Source organism: Alteriqipengyuania triglochinis (genome assembly GCF_054655655.1).
Genome location: NZ_BAAHNC010000002.1, coordinates 344,060 through 365,731, shown reverse-complemented (window position 1 = coordinate 365,731; position 21,672 = coordinate 344,060). Strand labels below are relative to the sequence as shown.

18 protein-coding genes are annotated in these 21,672 nt (G+C 63.6%); 2 read left to right on the top strand and 16 right to left on the bottom strand.

What is annotated here, in order from left to right:
• Positions 1-17 precede the first annotated feature (17 nt).
• Positions 18-1,019, bottom strand: coding sequence for an SDR family NAD(P)-dependent oxidoreductase (locus ACYQ0L_RS07455; protein ID WP_459788419.1), 1,002 nt, complete (start codon positions 1,017-1,019; stop codon positions 18-20).
• Positions 1,020-1,127: 108 nt separating this feature from the next.
• Here ACYQ0L_RS07455 and wecC point away from each other — a divergent pair, with 108 nt between their 5' ends.
• Both wecC and ACYQ0L_RS07445 read left to right on the top strand, forming a co-directional pair.
• Entirely contained in the window at positions 1,128-2,384 is a 1,257-nt protein-coding gene (gene wecC / locus ACYQ0L_RS07450; protein ID WP_459788418.1) for a UDP-N-acetyl-D-mannosamine dehydrogenase, read from the top strand.
• A gap of 85 nt (positions 2,385-2,469) precedes the next feature.
• The gene (locus ACYQ0L_RS07445) at positions 2,470-2,901 is read left to right on the top strand and encodes a hypothetical protein (RefSeq protein WP_459788417.1); all 432 of its coding nucleotides are present in this window, start codon (positions 2,470-2,472) and stop codon (positions 2,899-2,901) included.
• 34 nt (positions 2,902-2,935) lie between these two features.
• On the opposite strand, the gene ACYQ0L_RS07440 is transcribed toward ACYQ0L_RS07445, so the two are convergent.
• The 15 genes from ACYQ0L_RS07440 to neuC form a co-directional block, all read right to left on the bottom strand.
• Positions 2,936-4,180, bottom strand: a complete 1,245-nt coding sequence (locus ACYQ0L_RS07440; RefSeq protein ID WP_459788416.1) for a hypothetical protein — start codon at positions 4,178-4,180, stop codon at positions 2,936-2,938.
• On the bottom strand, positions 4,180-6,390 hold the full coding sequence (locus tag ACYQ0L_RS07435) for a GumC family protein (protein ID WP_459789008.1): 2,211 nt from the start codon (positions 6,388-6,390) through the stop codon (positions 4,180-4,182). The genes ACYQ0L_RS07440 and ACYQ0L_RS07435 overlap by 1 nt, the downstream gene beginning before the upstream one ends.
• A 21-nt stretch (positions 6,391-6,411) precedes the next feature.
• Positions 6,412-7,131, bottom strand: a complete 720-nt coding sequence (locus ACYQ0L_RS07430; protein WP_459788415.1) for a polysaccharide biosynthesis/export family protein — start codon at positions 7,129-7,131, stop codon at positions 6,412-6,414.
• Positions 7,132-7,186: 55 nt separating this feature from the next.
• Positions 7,187-8,593, bottom strand: coding sequence for an O-antigen ligase family protein (locus ACYQ0L_RS07425; protein ID WP_459788413.1), 1,407 nt, complete (start codon positions 8,591-8,593; stop codon positions 7,187-7,189).
• Between the two features lie 7 nt (positions 8,594-8,600).
• Positions 8,601-9,731, bottom strand: a complete 1,131-nt coding sequence (locus ACYQ0L_RS07420) for an NAD-dependent epimerase/dehydratase family protein (RefSeq protein ID WP_459788412.1) — start codon at positions 9,729-9,731, stop codon at positions 8,601-8,603.
• Positions 9,728-10,627 carry a hypothetical protein gene (locus tag ACYQ0L_RS07415; protein ID WP_459788411.1) on the bottom strand — a complete coding sequence of 300 codons (900 nt, stop codon included), beginning with the start codon at positions 10,625-10,627 and terminating at the stop codon, positions 9,728-9,730. Before ACYQ0L_RS07415 ends, ACYQ0L_RS07420 begins: the two co-directional genes overlap by 4 nt.
• Positions 10,624-11,682 (bottom strand): Gfo/Idh/MocA family protein, encoded by a 1,059-nt coding sequence (locus ACYQ0L_RS07410; RefSeq protein WP_459788410.1) that lies wholly within the window; start codon positions 11,680-11,682, stop codon positions 10,624-10,626. Before ACYQ0L_RS07410 ends, ACYQ0L_RS07415 begins: the two co-directional genes overlap by 4 nt.
• Positions 11,683-11,765: 83 nt before the next feature.
• Complete coding sequence (locus ACYQ0L_RS07405) at positions 11,766-12,761, bottom strand: WaaS/CpsH family glycosyltransferase (RefSeq protein WP_459788409.1); 996 nt, start codon at positions 12,759-12,761, stop codon at positions 11,766-11,768.
• 4 nt (positions 12,762-12,765) lie between these two features.
• The gene (locus tag ACYQ0L_RS07400; protein ID WP_459788408.1) at positions 12,766-13,743 is read right to left on the bottom strand and encodes a WaaS/CpsH family glycosyltransferase; all 978 of its coding nucleotides are present in this window, start codon (positions 13,741-13,743) and stop codon (positions 12,766-12,768) included.
• Between the two features lie 219 nt (positions 13,744-13,962).
• Positions 13,963-14,949 carry a WaaS/CpsH family glycosyltransferase gene (locus ACYQ0L_RS07395; RefSeq protein WP_459788407.1) on the bottom strand — a complete coding sequence of 329 codons (987 nt, stop codon included), beginning with the start codon at positions 14,947-14,949 and terminating at the stop codon, positions 13,963-13,965.
• An 82-nt stretch (positions 14,950-15,031) separates the two neighbouring features.
• Positions 15,032-16,345 carry a hypothetical protein gene (locus tag ACYQ0L_RS07390; protein WP_459788406.1) on the bottom strand — a complete coding sequence of 438 codons (1,314 nt, stop codon included), beginning with the start codon at positions 16,343-16,345 and terminating at the stop codon, positions 15,032-15,034.
• A 171-nt stretch (positions 16,346-16,516) separates the two neighbouring features.
• Entirely contained in the window at positions 16,517-17,995 is a 1,479-nt protein-coding gene (locus ACYQ0L_RS07385; RefSeq protein ID WP_459789007.1) for a capsular polysaccharide export protein, LipB/KpsS family, read from the bottom strand.
• Positions 17,996-18,132: 137 nt separating this feature from the next.
• A complete protein-coding gene (locus ACYQ0L_RS07380; protein WP_459788405.1) occupies positions 18,133-19,410 on the bottom strand; it encodes a lipopolysaccharide biosynthesis protein in 1,278 nt (425 codons plus the stop codon).
• A gap of 2 nt (positions 19,411-19,412) precedes the next feature.
• Complete coding sequence (locus ACYQ0L_RS07375) at positions 19,413-20,471, bottom strand: nucleotidyltransferase family protein (RefSeq protein ID WP_459788404.1); 1,059 nt, start codon at positions 20,469-20,471, stop codon at positions 19,413-19,415.
• A gap of 1 nt (position 20,472) precedes the next feature.
• The gene (gene neuC, locus ACYQ0L_RS07370; RefSeq protein WP_459788402.1) at positions 20,473-21,666 is read right to left on the bottom strand and encodes a UDP-N-acetylglucosamine 2-epimerase; all 1,194 of its coding nucleotides are present in this window, start codon (positions 21,664-21,666) and stop codon (positions 20,473-20,475) included.
• Positions 21,667-21,672 lie beyond the last annotated feature (6 nt).

Here is a 21,672-nt window from a genome sequence, read left to right as displayed (position 1 = left end):
CGGCTCGCGCCGGTGGCTTAGTCCAAGTTGTGATAGCGCCGGAACCAGTCCACGAAGCGCGGGAAACCCTCATCGGCGGAGGTTTCGGGCGCAAAGCCGTGATCGTGTGCGATGGCGTCGATATCGGCGAAGGTGCGCGGCACGTCGCCCTTCTGCATCTCTCGCATGTCGATCGTCGCCTTGCAGCCGCACGCCTCCTCGATGATCCCGATCACGCGCATCAGGTCTTCGGGGCGGTTGTTGCCGATATTGTAGATGCTGTGCGGGCCCACGCTGCCGCCGGGCTTGGTTGAGCCGTCATCGGCCGGGGCTGCATCGAGGCAGGCGATCACCCCGCGCACGATATCGTCGATGAAGGTGAAGTCGCGGCTCATCTTGCCGTGGTTGAACACCGGGATGGGTTCGCCCGCGAGGATCTTCGAGGTGAAGATCCACGGCATCATGTCGGGCCGCCCCCACGGGCCGTAGACCGTGAAGAAGCGCAGGCCCGTCTGCGGCAGGCGATAGAGATGGGCGTAGCTCTCGCTCATCAGCTCGTCCGCCTTCTTGGTCGCGGCATAAAGCGAGAAAGGGTGATCGACCCGGTCGCCGACCGAAAAGGGCACCTTGTCGTTCCCGCCGTAGACCGAGCTCGAGCTTGCATAGACGAGGTGCTCGACGCCCCGCTCTCGCGCAAGCTCCAGCAAATTGAGGTGGCCGGCAAGGTTGGAGCGGGCATAGGCGCGCGGGTTCTCCAGCGAATAGCGCACGCCTGCCTGTGCCCCCAGGTGGGCGATCCGGGTGAAGTTTTCCCCGGCCAGCGCGTTGTCGAGCGCGTGCTCATCGGCAAAATCGCATTCGATGAAGCGGAAGGCATCGCCCGCGCTTTTCGCAACGCGCGCCAGCCGGTCGCGCTTGAGGCTGACGGGGTAATAGTCGTTGAGGTTGTCGATCCCGATCACGCGGTCGCCGCGCGCGCACAGCGCTTCGGCGAGGGCCGCGCCGATGAATCCTGCCGCTCCGGTAACCAGTATATCCACGCTCATCTCCTAGCCGGGGCATCCCTAGCAGCGGGGCCGTTACCATAAATTTTACCGTGTCCATGCAAAAGCGCGCCACAGGACATCGCGTGACAGAGGCTCCCCGGCATGACGAACGACAAATGCACCGTGGCCGTGGTCGGCCTGGGCTATATCGGCCTCCCGACCGCCGCGATCATCGCGCGCAGCGGGTGCGAGGTGACGGGGGTCGATACCTCGGCCGAGGTGGTCGAGACGATCAATCGCGGCGACATCCATATCGAGGAGGTCGATCTCGACGGGCTGGTGCAGGCCGTCGTCAACCGCGGCACCCTGCGCGCGAGCACGCAGATGCCCGAGGCCGATGTTTACGTGATCGCCGTGCCGACTCCCTTTCGGCGGGAGAGCGAGCACGAGCCCGATACAAGCTATGTCATGGCGGCGGCGGACGCGATTGCGCCGATGCTGAAGCCGGGCGCGCTGGTGATCGTCGAATCGACCTGCCCGGTCGGCACGACCGATGCGGTGCGGGACCGGCTGGCGGAGCGCCGCGCCGATCTCATGATGCCCGGCATGGCCGATGGCACGCCCGACATCGCGATCGCCTATTGTCCCGAACGGGTTCTGCCAGGGCGCATCCTGGAGGAACTGGTCCATAACGACCGCTCGGTCGGCGGGATCACGCCGCGCTGTGCGCGCAAGGCGCTCGCCTTCTACAAGCGCTTCGTGCGCGGCGAATGCGTAACCACCGATGCCCGCGCGGCGGAGATGACCAAGCTGGTCGAGAATGCGTTTCGCGATGTGAACATTGCCTTCGCCAACGAACTGTCGATGATCGCGGACAAGCAGGGGCTGGACGTTTGGGAGGTGATCCGCCTCGCCAACCGCCATCCGCGCGTGAACATCCTCCAGCCCGGCCCCGGTGTGGGCGGCCACTGCATCGCGGTCGACCCGTGGTTCATCGTCCACGGCGCGCCCGACGAGGCGCGCACGATCCGCACCGCGCGCGAGGTCAACGATGCCAAGATGCACCACGTGCTGGCGCGCGCGACGACCTTGATCGAGGACAACCCGGGTCTGCCAGTTGCGTGCATGGGCCTGGCCTTCAAGGCCAATATCGACGATTTCCGGGAGAGCCCGGCGCGCTTCATCGCCGCGCGGCTGGCGCGCAGGTTCGGCGAGCGGATCAACATCGTCGAGCCCTACGCGAAAGAACTGCCGATAGAATTCGGGGAGACCGGCGCGAAGCTGATCGACATCGATGCCGCGCTGGAGAACTGCGGCATCCTGATCGTGCTGGTCGACCACGACCTGTTCCGGTCGATCCCCGCCGATGAGCGCAAGCATGCGCTGGTCTACGACACGCGCGGGATTTGGCAGCAGTAAGGGCGCAGCAGGGGCCGCCCGGCTGGACCCCGGACGGCGCGCCGGATAAGGACCGCCGACCGACAGATTTTATCCGGATTTCGCGATGTTCTCACGCTTCCTCCCCGCGCTTGCCCTTGCGGCCCTGGTGACCGGCTGCTCCGGCGGCGATCCGGTCGAAATGCCGGACAGCGAGGGGGCCGATCCGCCCGGCGCGGCCGAGGCGCTCTCGCTCGGGGGACGGCTCGATGTCGAAGGGCAGAGCGAATTTACCGGCAATGTGAACTGCGCCGTTGCGATCGACACGATGGTCGACGCCTTGCGGGGCATTTCCGGCGGCGAGACCACGCCCGAAGTCCGGAGCCTGGTGGCCGCGCGCAAGGTGTTCGTCGAGCGCGCCGAAGCCTCGCGCGGTGGCGAAGGCCCGAGTGTCGAGGCCGCCATGGCACAGCGCAGTAAAGCGCCGGATATCGGGCGGAGCGATCATGCCCGGCTCGCGATCGCATGTATTCGCGCGATGGCCGACCAGCAGCCGTAGCTGGCTATTCCGGCATTGTGCGCAGGCCCGGGGGCTATTCGGCGGCTGCGGAGCCGGTCCGGACGAGCTTTGGATCGGAGATGGTGATGGTCATGTTTCCGGGCGCCGGGCTGGTCATCAGGCCGAGCTGCAGTTCCTGCGTGGGGCAGCCGCTCGGCACCACGAAGGCGACGTCGACCGGGTTTTCACGCTCGACCGGGAAGGTCTCGTTGACCGGATAGCGCGGCGAGCCTTCCTCACCGCAGCGCAGCAGCCACCTCATTTGTGCCCCGCGAAAAGCGTCTTGCGCACGGATGTTCGCTCGCACCCGATAGTTGCCCGGCGTAAGGCCGAGCGTCTTGGTTGCCACGCCACCCTGGTAGCCGGATTCGACGACCAGCTCGAGTTCGACTGGCCCGGACTCGGACGCGAAGAATCCCGACTGGATCTTGTCGACCGGCATCGGGCGCCAGACGAAGGGCGCGAAGTCCAGATCGGTGTTGTTTGGCGACATCTCGATCGTGGTCAGCAATTCGTCCGCAGCATCGGTCGTTCGCTTGAGGTGGTCGACTGCGCTCTGCCACGCGCTTTGCTGGACCAGGCCGACCATCAGTTCGGCATCGAGCGAAGCATAGGACTCACCCTCCGGAAAGCCCCCGGCCGCCCGTGAGAGCGCGGCGAGGCTCCGGCGGTCCTCGCTATTGGCGACGGCGAAGCGCAGGAAGGACGGCAGCCACCTGGGCTTCGCTTCCATGTAAGGCAGGAAGCGCTTGCGGATCACCGGTTCTTCCAGCGCCTGAGTGAGCACCGGATAGAGGAGCGGACGCACCGAATCACGGACGCGCAGCGCCACATCGTAGTGATAGAGCGCAGCAGCGACGTCGTTGCGATTGACCGCGTCCTCGATCAGCCAGAGCTGCGATGCCAGGTCGCGCCGCGACATGCGGTTGGCGAGCCGCATCTGGATCGATGCATTGCTGACAGCGTCTTCACCGCCCGCGCTGCTGGCCAGTCCGGACAGGCGAAGGGCTTCCGGGTTGATCGGTGCCCGGGTGACCGAGCGCCGTGCGACCGCACCGATCGCGCGCTGGCCGCCGGTCAGAACGCCGCCCGCCGCAAGCCGCGTCTGCATATCGGTTGCGAGTGCGACCGGGTCTTGCGGATCGATCGTGAGCGCCAGCTGAGGTGCCGGCTCGTGCAAGAAGTTGACCAGCGCCGATGTCGTCGCGGAAATCGCGAGCAGGATCGTTGCGACGACAATGGCAGGGGTCCGCCATCGGGCGAGCTTGCTGCCGGCCATCAGGCTTCCTCTGGCTCCGCTCCGTACTTCAGGCCGTACCCATAGCCATAGCCATACCCGTAGCTATCGATCGCCTGACCCGAGAACTTGGTGAAGACGATGCCGAGAATGGGGACGTCGCTGGTGCGCAGGCGGTCGAGCGAATTGTTGATCGCACGGCCTGGCGCGCCGTTGGCTTCGACCACGTAGACCAGCGCGGAGACGGCCCGCGAGAGCAGCGTGGCATCGGCAATGCCGAGCAGGGGCGGTGCGTCGATCACGACGTGATCGAACTGCGCGGCCAGCGTGTCTATCAGTTCACGCGGCCGGTCGCTGCTGAGCAGCTCTGCGGCGCTGGGCGGAGTACGCCCGGCACTGAGGAAAGAGAGGTTCTCGATCTCGGTGCGGCGGATGACGCTCGCGATCTCCGCCTGGCTCGAAAGGCAGTCGGAGAAACCGGCTCCGTTCTCCATGTCGAAGAAAGCATGGAGCGAGGGGGAGCGCATGTCGGCATCGACCAGCAGCACCCGCTTGCCAGTGCGGGCGAGCACGTTGGCGATCGCAAAGCTGGTCGTGCTCTTGCCTTCGGCGGGGCGGGTGCTCGTCACCATCAGGGTGCCCGGTACCCCGGCGGTGGTCGAGAAGGCGAGGTTGGACCGGACCGTCAGATAGGCTTCGGAAATCTCGGTCTTGGGGTCGGTGACCAAGTCTACAGGATTCTCCTCCTCCCCGATCGCCGGGATCGCACCGAGCAGCGGGAGCCCTGTGACGAGCTTCACGTCGTTGGGGCTCTTCAGTCCTTCGTCAAACTGTTCGAGGATGAAGACCGCAACCCCGGACAGGGCAATCCCGCCCACCAGAGCAATCAGAAGATTGAGGATCAGGTTGGGTGACGAGGGACCCTTCGGGATCTGCGCGGGGTCGACCAGTGAAATATTGTTGGCCGCGACGCCGGCAACGCCGATTTCCTTGTAGCGCTGCAGCAGACCGTCATAAAGCTCCCGGTTCGTATCCACCTCGTTCTGGTAGATCGCGTACTGGATCCGGTCGCGTTCCTGGTTGGAAAGTTGCTGGGTCAGTTCGTCGACCCGCGCCTGCAAGGTCTGCTCGCGCTGCAGGGCAGCCTGATAATCGGCCTGCGCACTCTGCCGTACGCGACCTTCTTCCTGTGCGATGGCCTGGTCGAGATTGTTGATCTGGCGCTGGAGGGCCTCCGCCGGAGGGTATCCCGGCTCGAACTGCGCCATCAGGCGGGCATAGTCCGCCCGCAGATCGGCGCGCCGCTGGCGCAAATTGCTGATCGCCGGGTTGTTGACCAGATCGGTATTGTTGTTGCGCACCGCGGATGCGCGGGCTTCCTGCTGGATCCGGTCTTCGGACGCGGTGGCGAGCGCCGCGTTGGCGGCCTGGAGGTTCTGCGCAACCAGGGTCGGGCTGGAAACCGTTCGTCCATCGCGCTCCACGCGGTCGAGAACCACGATGCCACGCTCGTTGGCGTAATTGACGAGCTGGGACTGCGATTCCTCGACGCGCTGGCGCAGCTCTTCGAGCCGCCCTTCGAGGAACTCTCGCGCATCGTCGGTCGATTCGAACCGGCGGTCCATGCTGTCGGCCATGAACTGCTCTGCCCACGAATTGGCAACCTGGGCGGAGATCGTGGGGTTCTGGCTGGTATACGCGATGTCGACCAGCGCCGAACGCGCGATGGGCGCAACCGCGATGTTGCCGAGCAGCAGGCCGGTCGCAACCTCGCGCCGCTTGTCGAGCGTTTCGCGCGTGATCGGCTGGTCCGGATCGGCTGAAAGCCAATCGGCACCGCCAGGCTCGATGCCGTGGGCGACGAAGAATTCGGTGCTGTTGGCGAGCCGCAGGTCGCGCACGACGCGTTCCGCCACGGATCGGGTCCGCAGCAGCTCGTACTGCGTTTCGTAAAACTCGGTGTCGAAGGTGCGGTCGGACTGCTCGACCCCTTCGACATTGGTAATACGCTGCTGGTTGCGGCTGATCTCGATCCGGGAGGCCGCGGTATATTGCGGCGGGGTCATCAGCGTAACCGCGAGCCCGATCAGCACCGCAAGCGCCGTGACGGCGAGGATGACCCATTTCCGCCGCAGGAAGATGGCGACATATTGCCACAGCATGGGGGCCGCAGTGCCCGCGCCACCTTCGCCAGGTGTTGCCGCAGCACTTTCCGCGAGGGTGGGTTCGCGCGGATCGAATTCCTGCGTCACGTTGTCCAAACCAAAGCTTTCTTAGAATGCTCGTTGAAGCAGCAAGGTAACCGGAGTCACCAGAACGGTGGCGACGCCTACGATGTCCTGAAACAGCCGGCGGGCATCGGATTCGCCGACCACGACCGTATCATTGGGATAGATGAGCGGATCGTCATAGGCGCCCCGGCTGATCGCATCGAGATTGTAGAGGGTGGCCATCCGCTGCCCGTCGACCGTCCGGAAGACGACGACGTCGCGGGCGTCGGCGAATTCGGCAAGACCGCGGGCCCGCGCGACGGCGCGGATCAGCGTGGTGCGTCCCTGGACCGGGAACACGCCCGGCTGTTGCACTTCCCCGTAGACCGTGACGGTGCGGTTTTCCGAACTTTCGACATTGGTGGTCACCCGCGGGTCGCGGATGTAGTTGTCGCGCAGACGTTCGGCGATGATCGCACTGACTTGCGAAGGCGTGAGGCCGCGCACATCCACTTCGCCGATCAGAGGGAAGGCGATCATGCCATTCCCATCGACACGGACTTCGCGATTGCTGAGCTCGGTCACGCCGAAAACGTCGATCTTGAGCACGTCGTAGGGACCGACGAGGAACGCCCCTTCGAGATCATAGTAATCGGCTTGAGACGGGGCCGGGAGATCGCCCTGGATGACGGTCAGCGAGGGAGAGCCGCCGATCGGATCGGGGGTACTTGCGCAGCCGGCCAGCATCGCGACCGGGGCGAGGAGAAGCGCGAATTTCCGCAATTTCAGATCCCCCTCGGATTCATAAACAAAACCGAACCTATCATATCGGCGGCAATCATCCGACCGTACCGTCGGGCATTGCCTGCCCTTTTCCAAGCTGAGGACGTGTTAGCCACACTGCACAAAGGCTTGCGATTACAGCAAGGCTCGGCGTGCGAAGGGGATAGTCGACCACGCTCCAAAGACCAAGGATAAAAATGACCGCTGCCGCCAGCACGGCCATCTGGTAACGCAGCCTTCCCTTGCCGTCCGTCCGGATCAGCTGCCAGGTTCGCAGGGCATACGCGAGCAGCCCGGCGGCCATCGGAATGATCGCCAGAACCCCACCTTCGAGCGTCCATTCCAGCCAGTCGTTATGCGCATGGTTCCAGTAGGGGCCGCTCAGCAGATCGGATGGTTCGTGGACCTGGAAGATTTCCACGAACGACCCGACGCCTGATCCGACGGGCATGTAGTGCCCCATGAAGCCGACGATCGTACTCCAGGTGGAAAGTCGATTTTGCTCGACTTGGCCGCCCGCGAAAATACGCTCAAGCCCCTCGGCGCGCGACAGGACCATGGCAAGGATCGCGAGCGCGACTAGCAGCCCTATCGCCAGCGCAGGGGCGGCGTAGTTGCGCCGGAGGCCGCGCCGCGGCACGCGTCTGTCATGGGGCCGGGCGAGCCAGATCGGATAGCACAGCCCGAGCGCCGCCAGGCTGAAGGCGAGGCCGGCGCGCGAACCGGTGGCGAAAACGAGCAACAGCAGCAGCATGCCGAGCCCGGCCGAAAGTGCGAGCATCACGAGCCGGTTGGGGCCGGTGATGCGGGATGCGACGAGGGCGAGGGTCGGCAGGGACAGGACGAGCAGCGCCGCCTGATGATTGCGGTTGGCAAAAAGACCATTGGCCGATCCTCCGCTCGACACGCGGTAGAAATAGAAGGACTCGTTGAACCCGCTCACCGTCTGGACGATCGCCCAGAGCGAGGATGCGATCGCGAAGGCGATGATCGCATACAGCGCCAGCCGCAGCTTGTCGGTCGGTATCTGTGCCGCGAGAACCATTGCCGCGGCGGGGATCACCATCGCGTAAAAGGCGTTCCAGGCACGGTAGGGCACCAGCGCGATCGGCCGCCACGGCTGCGTGCCGCCGACCGCCTCGCCCGCTTGCACCGCCAGTTCGCGGCCCGGCAGAGCCATCCAGATGGCGGGCGGCAGAGGGATGAGGTGGATCAGGATCAGGCCCAGGATCGCGGCCATGAAGATCAGCGCGAGCCGGTGGGCCCGCCATGCGGCTCCGTCGATGCCTATCAGCCCGATGCCAAGGCAGATCACGCCGACCGGGCGCAACAACGCCAGCGACATGACCTCGGCACGCGCGCTACCACCGGTCGCGAAGGTCACCGCGAGCAGGACCATGAGGGTGACCAGCGGAAGGTTCTGGCGACCCAGTTCGATAGTGTCTCGCACGCGTCCCATCATCCGGGCCCTACTTCATCAGGCCCTTGCGGCGCATTTCCTCGAGGCTTTCCTCGTAGGTGCTCGCCTGCGGGCCCGATGCCTGCGCCCACGCGGCAAGCCGCGCAATGCCGGCTTCGAAGTCGTAGGCGGGGGTGAAGCCCAGCTTCTCGCGAATCTTCTCCATATCCGCATAATTATGCCGGATATCGCCGAGACGGAAATTGCCGCTGACCTCGATCGGTACGTCGGCCTGAAGCAGGCGGGCGAGCGTTCGCGCCACGGTCATCACGGTCACCGGAACGCCGGTGCCGACATTGAAGACCTCGTTCGCGGCGCCCGGATGCTCGACACCGAGCACGGTCGCCTCGACCACATCGTCGACGAACACGAAGTCGCGGCTTTCCTCGCCGTCCTCGAAGATATTGATCGGCTTGCCCTGCATCATCAGGTTCGAGAAGATCGAGAGGATGCCGGTATAGGGATTGGACAGCGACTGGCCGGGGCCGAAGACGTTCTGATAGCGGAAGGCGACGCCCTCGATGCCGATCGACGGGCACACCGTCATTACCAGCTGTTCCTGCACCTGCTTGGTGATGCCGTAGACCGAGCTGGGGTGGATCTTCGAATCCTCGTCCGTCGCAACCAGTTCGAGCGGGCCGTCCACGCCGGGATGCGTCACGTCGAAATCGCCTGCCTGCATCGCGGCTTCCGCGCGATGCTCCGGATAGACATAGTTGCCGTCGGGCGTGCGATAGCGGCCTTCGCCGTAGATCGAGCGCGACGATGCGACCACCACGCGCTTCACTGAATGATCGCTGTTGGCGAGGATATCGAGCAGCAGCGAAGTGCCCCCGATATTGACGTCCGAATAGCGTTCGATCTGATACATCGACTGGCCGGTGCCGGTCTCCGCCGCGAGGTGGACGACCGCTTCCTGCCCGTCGAGCGCACGCTCCATCGCATCGCGCTCGGTCACGCTCGCCTTGATGAAGCGGGTCTTGCCTTCAATCGCGCGATAGCCTTCGGACGCTTCGGTATCGTCCCCATGAACCTGCGGCAGCAGGTTATCGAGCACGGTTACCTCGTGCCCGTTCTCGACCAGGCGCAGCGCAAGGCGCGAGCCGATGAAGCCGGCGCCGCCGGTGATCAGGATTTTCATGGCCGTTCGTTCCCCTGCTCGATAAGCGAGACGGTCTGCTGGATATTGCCTGGCGACGAGGCGCCGAACACCACCGACTGCACGTTCAGCCGGTTGATATAGTCGTAGGCTTCGGTCGGCGGCACCGCGCCCGAAGCGAGCGTGGACATCGCCATGACCGGGTACTTGTCACCATCGTTCCCGGCCAGAACCGCCTCGTATTCCGCCACGTCGGGCGACATCAGGTAGCCGATCTTATTGATCGAGGCGCAGATCACGACGTCCTCGATTCCCCATTCGATCAGCTTGCGCCGCAGGAACGGCAGATTCTGCGTGATGAGGCCGGGATAGGCACCGTATTTCTTCCGGATATGCTGGCAATACGCAACGAACGGCTCGGCCACGTCGTAGCCCAGCATCAGGTCGACGATGATGTTCTGCAGGAACACGACCCGGATATCCAGATCGTGGTAGATCTCCATCTCCTGGTCGACGAGCATCTTCATCAGCTTGACCGCGTCGAGCGTGGCGACCGCCATGCCACCGGTGACCATCTTGCCCAGCGCCGATTTCGCCCCTTGCGCGAACAGCATTTCCTGCGCCGCGCCGACCATGCCCTTGTCGTTGACCATCGCCGCGTATTTGTGCGGATAGGGGATGGAGGGGTACCATTTGAGGTGGCCGTACTTCGCCTTGTCCGCGCGGAACCGGTCGCAGATGCCGCGCGCGCGATCATTGCTGTTGAGCATGATCCCTTCGATGCCCGCCTCGATCGCATGGTCGTAGACCGCCATCACATTGTCGAGCTTGGCGAAGCGCTCGGCGCGTTCCTGCGCCTTGTCCTGGCTCATGTGGTTGATGCCGAAGAACTGGTTGTCGCCGAAGACGATCCGGTCGATGGGCCCGCTGGTGCTCATGCGGCGTCTCCCTGGGCGTTGGCGGCTCCGTCGGCGAACAGTTGCTCGATCACCCGCAGATTGGCACTCGCATCGGCGAAGGTACAGCGTACCGGCGCAGCCTCGCCCGCCTTCGCTGCGCGTACGGCGTCGATGAAGTCGAACAGCTGCGCGGTGTATTCTATGCCGCGGACATAGAAGGGCACGGACGAGAACACATCGGTGATGTAGAGCTGGTTCCAGCCTTCTTTCAGTCCATGCGCCTCGTTCGCCCGGGTGAGGAATATCTTCATGCCGTGCTGATCGACCTGGATCTTGCCCTCGCTGCCGAAGACTTCGAACTTGTTGGTCGGCTTTCTGAAGCTGGCATCGGACCAGTTGACGTAGATCGTGCCCGCCAGCCCGCTATCGTAGAACAGCGACGAGCTGACCACATCCTCGACCTGCTTCGACCACACCTTGGTCAGGCTGGTGCCGCCGACCCGGTCTGGCGCGCCCAGCATGTAATTGATGAGGTCGATCGCGTGGCTCGCCATTTCGTAGACCGCGCCACCGCCATTCGCATGGGTCGATCGCCAGCCTGCATCGCCCGGATCGCGAGTGATCGTGGGGCTGAACATCTCGCTGCGGAAGCGCAGCGGCTTGCCGATCAGGCCTTCTTCGACGAACGTCTTGGCCCGCGTGAACATGTCGTTCCAGCGATTGACGTAGCCGACCTGGTTGACGAGGCCGGCCGCATCGAAGCTGCGGGCGAACCGCTCGCCGTCTCCGGCCGAAAGCATGAAGGGCTTTTCGACGAAGGCGTGCAGCTTGCGTTCGAGCACGGCGTCGAGAATGTCGGTATTGAAGGCGGGCGGGGTGCAGACCAGCACCGCGTCCAGTTCCTCGCCCTTCAGCAGGCCCTTGTAGTCTTTGTAGGTGGCGATCCGGGCATATTTGCCCAGCATCGTCGTCACCAGTTTGGAGGGGTCGGCCACCGCCGCCACCTTGGCATGGTCGTGCGCGTTGGCGATCGAGTAATGGGTGATCCCCATGCGCCCGGCGCCGATGATCCCGAGTTTCAGAAGGTTGTTCATGATGAAGGTTCGATCCAACGGACGATGCGCGCGCGCCGCGCGACGCTGATTTTGCAGGCCTTCTAGCTGGCGCGCCTGCCAAGTCAAACGGCTTGCGGAGGCTCGCGCTCGCCGATGATTTCGAGCAGACAGTCGGTCACCGAACGCCAGCGGATCGCAGGCCGCTTGCCCTTCCTGGCGGCGACCTCCCGCTGGAGCGTCGCCGGGTCGTCGCCGGGCCTGAAGACGATCCGATGCGCTTCGTCGAAATGGGGGCTGCGGGTGACATGCGGATTGTTGGTGATGAGTTTCGCCCCGCTCGCCAGCGCTTCGAAACTGCGCATGGTCAAGCCGGTCTGCTTGTCGTGCGCGTAATCGATCGTGAAGTCGGACGTCGCGAGCACCCGGCGGTACTCCTCGTAGGGCAACGGCGTGCGATGGATGTGCTTGCGCCAGCGGCGATAGAGCCGCGGCTGCTTGAGGAAATTCCACGCCAGTGAGCGGACGTCCTGCTCGAAGATGTAGAAAAACGAGTCCTCGGGTTCGATGTCGAGCGCGCGCACCACCGCATCGAGATAGGCGAGCCGGTTCGAATGGTTGCGCATGATCGCCGAGAAGCCGATTTCGATCGGCTGCGGCTCGGCGGGCGGTGCCTCGGCGGAAAACAACTCGACCAGCGGCCAGCCCTTGGCCTTCGCATCGCGCGAATCGAAGGTGGAGACGCGATCGATCCCCTCGGCCCAACGCTCGGTCGCGCGGTCGTAGGCCAGCGCATCGAAATGATAGCCGACGACCTTGCCTGCATGCGCCTTCAGGTCCGCGACCAGCTGCTTGCCGACCCCGCGACCCTTGATGATGACCACGAGGTCATAACGTTTCCCGGCCAGAAACCGCTCGTTGATGACGCGGCGGGTGATCCGCCGCGCGACTTCGAGGTCGAGCTTGGCCATGACCTTGCCGAGCGGATTTTCGGGATATTCCTCGTTCGCTTCAGTCACCTCGTAACCCAGATCGCGCAGCGCGTTGCCGAACATCTTCGCGAAGCTGTAGAAGGTGCGCGGCAGGATCAGCAGGCAGGTTTTGGTGACGGGCTTAGCCACCGGATCAGGCCTGCGGATTGGGATGGGACGTCCCTTCGATCAGGTGCCTGGCGAAGGTCTGTACGTGATATTCTGGGAACATGCGCTCGGGCTCTGCCAGCGGCGTGTCGAGGAATTCCTCGACCCCTGCGAACCCGTCGCCTTCTTCGAACACGTGGAACCGATCGGGCGAATAGAAGCTCTCGCGCTTTACGCCGGCATTGCTGGTGATGATCTTGCGCCGGGCGCACAGGTTCTCGATCACCCGCATCGTGTAGCCGGTCTGGTGGTGATTGGCGAAATCGAAGGTCGCGCTGACGGACTTCATCATCGCGATGAAATCCTCCTTCGCAATCGGCCCGCTGGCGAGCCCGCGCGGCACGTGCCCGGCCTTGACCAGGGCCGCCTTGACCGGCGGCGTGGTGGCCAGATGGGTCTTGAACGGGATGCCACGCTGTTCGCAATAATCGCGAAACTCGGCGATCATCACATAGCGCGGGATCTTCACGAGATTGCCGACGAAATAGACGCCCTTTTGCGCCTCGCGCGGGTCTTCCTCGAACTGGAACTGGCGCAGGCAGAACAGCGGCAGGTACTTGTAGCCGTGCCTCGCCGCATCACCCTGGTCGAAGGTGTATATATCGTCGAACCGGTCCGCGAAGGGGCGGTAATCGTGGTTGTCGATCGAATCCCAGTTGTAGAGAGCGAAGCGCGCGGCCGGGAAGGCGTCGCGGAAGGCATCGAGCTGGGGCACCCGCAACTGGTGGACCTGAATGAACAGCACCAGATCGTAGGACTTGCCCTTTTCCGCGCGCAGAATCGCGGCATGGTGGCGGTGCAGCGCCCTTTCCCACAGCGGGCGCGAGAGCGTGCTCAGCGCTTTCCAAGCCAGCGAGCGCGGCTGGATATCGTGCAGCGAAACGGTGTGCCCCATCCGCTCGAACTCGTCGGCGATAGCGCGGGTGTAGTCATGGTAGTGGAGCGCCACCATCAGGATATTCATCGACTGGATCCTCGAACGTCTGCCATTTGCGCTGGACAAGCTGTCTTTTCAGAGCGGTTTCAGAAAATCCGTCGCGAAGGGCGTAGGAATTGGCCGAACAGGTGCGCCGTGCGCCCTAATTGGCAAAGTCGTCGCCTTCAACCGTTCTGGGCCTTCACTCGCGCTCATCATTCGGTGCGCGCTTGCAACCCGCTTGGGGAAAGCTGACGCGCGGGCCGTTCAGGGCATGTCTGGGCGGCTCCCATCGCGCGCATGGCCCCTCGGCGAAAGCAGGAAGCGGGCAAAGGTCTGGATGTGGAACTCCTCGAACGCGCGGTCGGGTTCGGCCAGCGACGTTTCGAGGAAAGGCGCGACAGCGTCGTAATCGCCGGTCTCCACAACCAGAATGCGGTCGGGCGAATAGAACCAGTGGTCGCAGACGCGTGCGTTGGTGGTCACGATCTTCCGGCGCGCGCACAGATTCTCGATCGTGCGCATGGTCAGCCCGGTCTGGCGGTGATTGCCATAGTCGAAGGTCGCACTCGCATTGCGAACCATGGCGGCAAAGCGCGACGGGGCGATGGGCCTGAGCGATACACCCCGGGGCCTCGCCACCTTCAGCAACTTGGGGACCACCGGCGGGCGCACCGCCATGAAGGCTTCGAATGCGATCCCGTGCTGCGCGCAGTAAGTGCGGAATTCGTCGATCGCGAGATAGCGCGTCGGATTGACGATATTGCCGACGAAATAGATCTGCGGATCGCTTTGCTCGCGCAGCGGGACGTCCTGAAAGTCGCGCAGGCCGAACAGCGGCAGGTATTCGATATCGAGGTCGATCGCATCCTGCCGGTCGAAGGTGAATGCGGTATCGAAGAAGCGGACTTTCGACGCGTAATCGTGCGTGTGGAGCGAATCCCAGTTGTAGAGCACGAAGCGTGCCTGCGGGAATGTCTTGCGCGCCAGCTCGAGGTTCTCGTCCGACACCTGATGGCACTGCAGAAAGAGCACCATGTCATAAGCGGTGCCTGCTTCGCGCAGGATAATGTCGCGGTGATAGCGGTCATAGGCCTTGCGCTGCAGGTCGAGCGAAATCAGCCGGAGCGACTTGTGATAGGCCGACCGCTTGAAGATGTCGTAGAAGGTCACCTCGTGGCCGAGCGCTTCGAACTCCGCCGAGATCGCTTTGGTGTAGCGATGGTAATCGAGGCCGATAAACAGGATTTTCATGACGGAAAGACGGGCGACTCTCGTGACGGGAGGACTGTGCAACGGGTCCGCCGGGCGGCCCGTTCGCGGTATCGCGGAGGGATCATCGTGCCCCGCGCCTGGGGCTCGCGGCGGCGCCACCCGCAGGTGAGAGCATTGGTGTACCGCGAAGAGCGGATCGCTGCGGCATCCTTTGTCTGACCGTACGCACGGCAACGGGCGCAATCAGGCCGCTGAGAATGATGGCCATGAAGAATGGAGTGAGGACGAGCGTTTCACTGATGAAGGTAAAAACAGCCATCATCGCAAACAATAATCTGTGCTGGAAAAAGTGTTGGCGCAGCAATCCGAAAAAGATGAACAGAGTAAAGGGGATGCCCATCATCCCGGCAATCTCCAGCACGCCATTGCTCGTCACGCGCTCATTCCCGAGTGACGTTCTCACCGAGGTTCTGGCGTCGCCGAATCGCAACATCTCCCGGGACAGGCGCTCGCTGTCGATGCCCACACCGAAGAGCGGATGTTCGGTCACGACGCCCACACCGGCCGTTGCGTCGTATTGCCGCGCGATGGCCGACCCGCGCATGTCGCCGTAGAGTTTGTCCTGCGTGTTCACGGCCGTAAAGACCAGCATCGGACCCATCAGCAAAGGAACGACCGAGAGGAGCAGGAATCGCTCCGACGGTGCCGAAGTGGCCCAGCGCTTCTTGGCAAAGGCAAGACAGATCAGGGATGCGATAAGCAGACCGGTCGTCGATTGCAGCGTGAACAGGGCGAGGACGGCGACGCCTGCATCGAACATGCGCCTCTTGTAGAACAGGGAGAGGTAAAGCAGCAGATTGAGATAAAACTGGAAAACGCCCGGTTCGTAGAAGAAGCCGTCGGGCCGCTTGAAGATCGACACCAGGCTGGACGTTTCGTGATAGGTGAACAGCAAGGCAATGCTACGATATTCTGCGGTCGTTCCGAAAACCTTGAAGGCCTGGAACAGGTCCGGCTCGACCAGCGCGAGAATGAATGTCGCCAAGGCCTGATAGGCAAACAGCTTGAGCATGATCAGAATATCGGATGCGAGCGCATCGCGCCGTTCGTGCAGATAAACGCACAGCAGCAGCCACCCCCCTAATATCCCGCTGATGCGCCCGGCAACTCCGCCAGCGGCGCCGGATCCGTACCCGATCAGCGCCACCAGGCCGAAGGCGATAAGAAACAGCCATATCAGGCGATGGGTTCGGCTGAGAATCTCGGACGGGTGCCGCAGGAGCAGGGCAGGCAGCAGGAAACCTGCGTAAACAATCGCCTTTGGGAAAAGGAGATTGCCGCCGCTGGCCAGCATGGCAAAAAAAAGCATCACCCGCCGCGCGATAAGGCGGACTTTAGGGTCGCTAATGAATGATCCGGTATGGTGTGCTGGCATCGTTATTCTCGAACGGTTCCATTCCGGATCGGCGATCCCGCGAGGGCTCGGCTGACAATGACTGCGACGTCGGCTTGCGCCCCGCGCGGCGCAGATGGCCGCTTCGCTACCAATAATGCATCAGAAGGGAAACCGCCAAGTCCGTCAGCGCTCTGGTGGGACGGGCGGCCCTCAGGCAGAGCCCGCGTCACTCAGGCCATCCACCATCGCCTGATGGTTCAGCGCCGCCACCGGCGTCCCCGAATTAAGGGAATGAATCACCCGGGCGATTGCCGGCTCGGCGGCCCAATGGGACAAGGGCTGTTCTACCCACTCGTAGTAGTTCGCGGGGTTGAAGGGTGAAAACACCCAGTTGCAGCACTGGGTGAGGTAGAAGCACAATTTGGCATCCTGGCGCTGCGCTGCGCTGACCGAAAGCTCCCGCTGGGCAGCCGCCTTCAAAAGCCGTTCGTAGTCGGCCCGGTTGTCGGCATATTCGACGAAGCCGAGTTCCGCATAATAGCTGCTCGATCCCGTGATCACCGGCCGGCCGAAGGCGACCGCCTCCATTCCGATCGTCGACGTATGGACGACCACCGCCGCCACTTTCTCAAGCAGGGCGTAACTGTTGACCGGATCTTCGGCGGCAATGAAATGCAGCCGTTCGGGCGCACCGAATTCGCGCCGCAGGAGCGCGGCGTAGTCGTCGCTCGTGGCAGCCAGCGGCTGGCGCTCGACCGGATGCTGGCGGACGATCACCGGCCTGTCGGTATTCTCGAGGAGATAGCGTACGGTGCCCACGATCCATGCGGTGTTGGTGTCGAAAGCCCGATGCAGCCCGAGGGCGGCGGCGTCCCAGGAAGAATTGAGCGCGACAAGGATTCCGCCCTCCAGTGCGCTCTCTCCAGTGCCCGAATCGCCGATCTGATAGCTGAAGCGATCCTTGCCAGCGCGGCGCTTGGCCAGTTCTTCCTCGGCACGGGCGAGGGCGAATTCGCGGCTCGTCGAGTCGGTTTCCCATTGCGGATGAAGCCGCCGGAACGCGCGCGGGATGTCGCGCAGCTGACAAGCGAGGCCGTTCGCTGCAATCAGCATGCCCCTGAAGCCTGCAGCATCGAAATTGCCTATCCGCACATCGTGGGCGCGTGCCTCGTGCATCCACAGGCCCGAGTGACTGAAGAATCCTCCGGGGGTCAGCAGCACGTCGGGCGCCTTGGTCGCCTTGAAGAAGCCCTTGATATGCCCGTGGGCGCGGGAGTTTTGTTCCGTTTCGCGGGCGATCAGTCTGGCGCGACCGTTCCGGGGCATTTCGCCTCGCAGGGTCCAGGTCGCGTTGTGCTGGGCCAGCCGGTCAATCTCGGCCCGATCCGCATCGGTCAGCGGTTCCGGCGCATAGTCGCTCAGCGTGACGACTTCGAAACGCCCGGCGACGCGCTGCATCACCTGTCGTACGATCCCCAAGAGATACTTTTCGCGCAAGGGGCGGTCGCCATAGGGAAGATCGTCGATCACGAAGCGGACTTGCGCGCCGCGCCGCGCCATCATCAGTCCGAGGGCGAGAGTGATCCACGGGACGGGCGTCTCCAGCCACGGCGATACCACCACGATCGCGTCGGGCCCGTTTCGTTCTTGGGGTATCTCGGGCAGGAATTCGGCCACGCGCGAAGCCATCACCCGTCGAGCGCGTTCCCACTTGACGGGATTTAAGCCAATCAAGGCATAGAGCGGGCGCTTTAGGGGGTGCATTTTTTTCCTGTATTCAGGGCCATGGGAAGCCGCGGCTAGCTACGAGAAGGCAAAGCCGGGTGTCAATCATCGCGCTCGCGCGTCAGGAAGCGGATGCCGGGATATTCGCGGGCGAGCAGCCACCAGGCGATGACGGTTCCCAGCGCCGTGACTCCCAATCCCACCGAGCGTGCGATGGTGACGCCCTCGAGCGACAGAGTGTTCTGTGTGGCCACCGCATGGGCGACCACAGCGATCAGCAGGCCAGTGCCGATCGAATAGGCCGAGATCATCACCTTGTACCGGATCAGAACCACGAAGGAGAGCGTGAAGGCGCCGGAGACGCACAGCAGCAGTGCGCCCGGCGAGATCAGATAGACATAGGCGAGATCGGGCAGGTATTTGGGCGCCAGCAACGTTAGCACCGGCCGCGCGAGTACCGCGACTGCCAGTGCCGCGAGCAGCGCATATCCGCCAAGCAGCGCGAAATATTGCCGCATGATCGTCCGCAGCCGGGAATCGTCTCCGGCAGTGTGGGCTTCGACCGCCGTTGGCAGGAAGACGGCGTTGATCGCGGTCGGTACCAGCTGCAGGACGGTCACGAACATGATCGCGACGAAGAGGTGCCCCAGCGCTTCGACCCCGAGCGCGGCGGTCACATACCAGCGTTCGACCTGGACGTTGACCTGCAACAGCATGGCCGCAAGGAACGGCAGGAAGCCTGCGCCGAGCGCGCGGCGCACGAGATCGCCCGGAAACAGGAAGCGATCGGGCCGATCGGCGTTGCCGAGCAGCCAGGCCGCGAGAGTGAACATGACGGGCTGAAGCACGATCGCCGCGATACACGCCTCGAGCGCTGCCGATCCGATGAAGAGGAGCGGCAGGAGCGAGAAGATCGCGGTGAGAAAATTGATGGTGTTGAGCAGCTTGAGCCGGCCGGCCGCGATCATCAGATTGGTCTGCCAGTTGCGCAACAGGCTGGCGCCGCCGCCCACCACGCCCAGCAGGCCGATCAGCGCATCGTAGGGCTGCTGCGTCGCAACCAGCGCGAGCCCTGCGAGCACCAGGCACACGGCGATCAGCATGGCGATAAAGCTGTAGACGAGATCGACGATCCGCTGCCGCCCTTCGCCCTGTTCCGAGAGCAGGAGGCGGTAGCCGCCGTTGAGCATCCCGAACTGCAGCATCCCCAGCAGCAGCACGATCGACTGGAGCAGCGCCACCAGGCCGAGATCGCGATAGTCGAGCACCAGCATGAAGAGGTAGCTGCGCAGCAGGAACAGCAGGTTCACCAGCAGGTTGATCGCGACAAATTGCGCGCGATCGTCGCGCAGCAGCCGCTGGGCATGGGGGATGATCATGATCAGGCGGAACGAGAGTTCTTGCCGACCTCATGGGCCTGCTCGAGATCGTCGGGCCTTCCCACATCGAGCCATTGCTCGTGCAGCGGGAACACGATCGTGCGTTTGCCGTCGTTGCGCAACCGTTCGAACAGCGTCGGCATGTCGCAATGTTCGCCGCGCGCGAGCAGATCGAGCGCCCGCGGTTCGATCACGTAGATCCCCGCGTTCACGTGGCTGCGCACGACCGGCTTTTCCTCGAACCCCGAAATGTCGAGACCATTGGTGCGCACCACGCCGAATTCGTTGCGCATCTCGTGGTTGCGCACCGCCATCGTCGCCTCTGCGGCGTGCAGCATATGATAGTCGATCATGTCGCCGTAGCCGACATTGGTCATCACATCGCCATTGGTGACGAGGAAGGGACCCTCGGGCCGGTCCTCAATCAGGCTGAGCGCGCCTCCGGTGCCCAGCGGGCGATCCTCGCGCAGGTAGTCGATCGAGACGCCCCATTTCGAACCGTCGCCGAAATGGTCTTCGATCATGTGGCCCAGATAGTGGACCGAAAACAGGAACCGCTCGATCCCGGCCAGCTTGGCCCGCTCGACGATGTGTTCGAGCATCGGCTTGCCCGCGATCGGCAGGAGCGGCTTTGGGCAGTTTTCGGTATGCGGGCGCAGGCGGGTGCCCTTGCCGCCCGCCATCACGACCATCAGGTTGGCCCGTCGCGCCCCGGTCTGCATCTCGTCCCACACATGAAGCCCCAGGACGGCGCGCGCGTCGTCGACGATCGGCAGCTGGTGAATCTTGTTGGCGGACATGATCTGCAGCACGATCTCGCGATCGAGGCTGGGCGGCACGACCATTGGTTCGGTCTGCATGATCGCTTCGGCCGCATCGTCGAGCGACTTGCCGCGCAATAAGCCGCGCCGGATGTCACCATCGGTTATCGTGCCCACGAGGTGCCGATCGCCATCGACCACGAGCGCGATCTGAAGCGCGGATCGATCGAGCGACCCGATCGCTTCGCCGATCGTCGCCCCGCTATTGAGCAGCGCGTGTCGCCAGTTCTCGATACTCATCTCAGCCCGCCACGCCTTTCGCTTCGGCACCGGCGCCCACATCGAAGTCGATATCGTAGAACCGCTTCGTGACACTTCCGGGTGTCCAGGCCTCGATCGTTTCGACGATCCGCTCCGACGCGCCGCCTTCGCCATACGGGCTCACGACGTCGGGCAGCCGCTTGCGAAATTCGGGATCGAACAGCCGTTTCAGGCCCGCGGATATGGCCCCGCTTTCGGCTGGACAGTCGATCACGCTGTCCGCGCGCAGGCGCCCGTCCTGCCGCGCGCCGATATTCAGCGTCGGCACCTTCATCGATGGGGCTTCGGCAAGGCCGCTGGACGAATTGCCGACCACGCCGTCGACCAGCGCGAGCGTCGACAGATAGCGACGCTGGCCAAGCGAGACATGGGCGCAGGAACGCTCGGGATGGGCGGCGACGAAGTTCGAGATCTGGCCGAACAGTCCGCGTCCCTCGCTATCGGCGTTAGGCATGGTGAAGACGATGTTCGCGTCGGTCTGCGCGAGCGCAGCAAGAACTTCGTCCATCTGCGATGCGGCGGAGTTTCCGGTGCTGGTTTCGGGATGGAAGGTGACCAGCAGATTGCGGTCTCCCAGCTTGAAATCCAGCGATTCCTCGAGCTCGGCGCGGCTCATCCTCGGGACTTTCATGATGCCGTCGATGCCGAGCCCGCCGACATTCCACACCCGGGCCGGGTCCTCGCCCATTTGGATCACCCGCTTGCGATAGGGCTCGGCCCCGGTGAAATGCAGGTAGGACATCTTGGTCATCGAGTGCCGAATGGGGTCGTCGTACAGGCCTTCGGTCAGCTCGCCGCCATGCAGGTGCGCAATGGGGATGTTGGCGATCATCGCCGCCGCCGCCACCGACAGCATTTCGAACCGGTCGCCCAGGATCACCGCCAGATCGGGCTGCAGGTCGTGGAACGCGTCGGCGAAGCCGGTCATGGCGAGGCCCATCGACTTGGTGATGCCGACCGCAGTGTCGGAGCTCAGCAGCATCTCCACCTTGCGGTCGATCGCATAACCATCGGCTTCGATCGTCTTCCAGGTAGAGCCGAATTCGGGAGACAGATGCATGCCCGTGGCGATGATCTGCAATTCGCACGATGGCGAACGATCCAATCCCTCGATTACCCAGCGCAGCAGGCCGTATTCGGCGCGAGTGCCGGTGATGACGCAGACTTTTTTCATAACGCC

Bases quoted from the DNA above. Each gene is read 5' to 3' on its own strand.
- ACYQ0L_RS07415 (WP_459788411.1), bottom strand. From the start codon at position 10,627: ATGAGCACCAGCGGGCCCATCGACCGGATCGTCTTCGGCGACAACCAG.
- ACYQ0L_RS07380 (WP_459788405.1), bottom strand. From the start codon at position 19,410: ATGATCATCCCCCATGCCCAGCGGCTGCTGCGCGACGATCGCGCGCAA.
- ACYQ0L_RS07420 (WP_459788412.1), bottom strand. From the start codon at position 9,731: ATGAAAATCCTGATCACCGGCGGCGCCGGCTTCATCGGCTCGCGCCTT.
- ACYQ0L_RS07410 (WP_459788410.1), bottom strand. From the start codon at position 11,682: ATGAACAACCTTCTGAAACTCGGGATCATCGGCGCCGGGCGCATGGGG.
- wecC (WP_459788418.1), top strand. From the start codon at position 1,128: ATGACGAACGACAAATGCACCGTGGCCGTGGTCGGCCTGGGCTATATC.
- neuC (WP_459788402.1), bottom strand. From the start codon at position 21,666: ATGAAAAAAGTCTGCGTCATCACCGGCACTCGCGCCGAATACGGCCTG.
- ACYQ0L_RS07390 (WP_459788406.1), bottom strand. From the start codon at position 16,345: ATGCCAGCACACCATACCGGATCATTCATTAGCGACCCTAAAGTCCGC.
- ACYQ0L_RS07395 (WP_459788407.1), bottom strand. From the start codon at position 14,949: ATGAAAATCCTGTTTATCGGCCTCGATTACCATCGCTACACCAAAGCG.
- ACYQ0L_RS07385 (WP_459789007.1), bottom strand. From the start codon at position 17,995: ATGGCTTCGCGCGTGGCCGAATTCCTGCCCGAGATACCCCAAGAACGA.
- ACYQ0L_RS07440 (WP_459788416.1), bottom strand. From the start codon at position 4,180: ATGGCCGGCAGCAAGCTCGCCCGATGGCGGACCCCTGCCATTGTCGTC.
- ACYQ0L_RS07375 (WP_459788404.1), bottom strand. From the start codon at position 20,471: ATGAGTATCGAGAACTGGCGACACGCGCTGCTCAATAGCGGGGCGACG.
- ACYQ0L_RS07445 (WP_459788417.1), top strand. From the start codon at position 2,470: ATGTTCTCACGCTTCCTCCCCGCGCTTGCCCTTGCGGCCCTGGTGACC.
- ACYQ0L_RS07425 (WP_459788413.1), bottom strand. From the start codon at position 8,593: ATGATGGGACGCGTGCGAGACACTATCGAACTGGGTCGCCAGAACCTT.
- ACYQ0L_RS07400 (WP_459788408.1), bottom strand. From the start codon at position 13,743: ATGAATATCCTGATGGTGGCGCTCCACTACCATGACTACACCCGCGCT.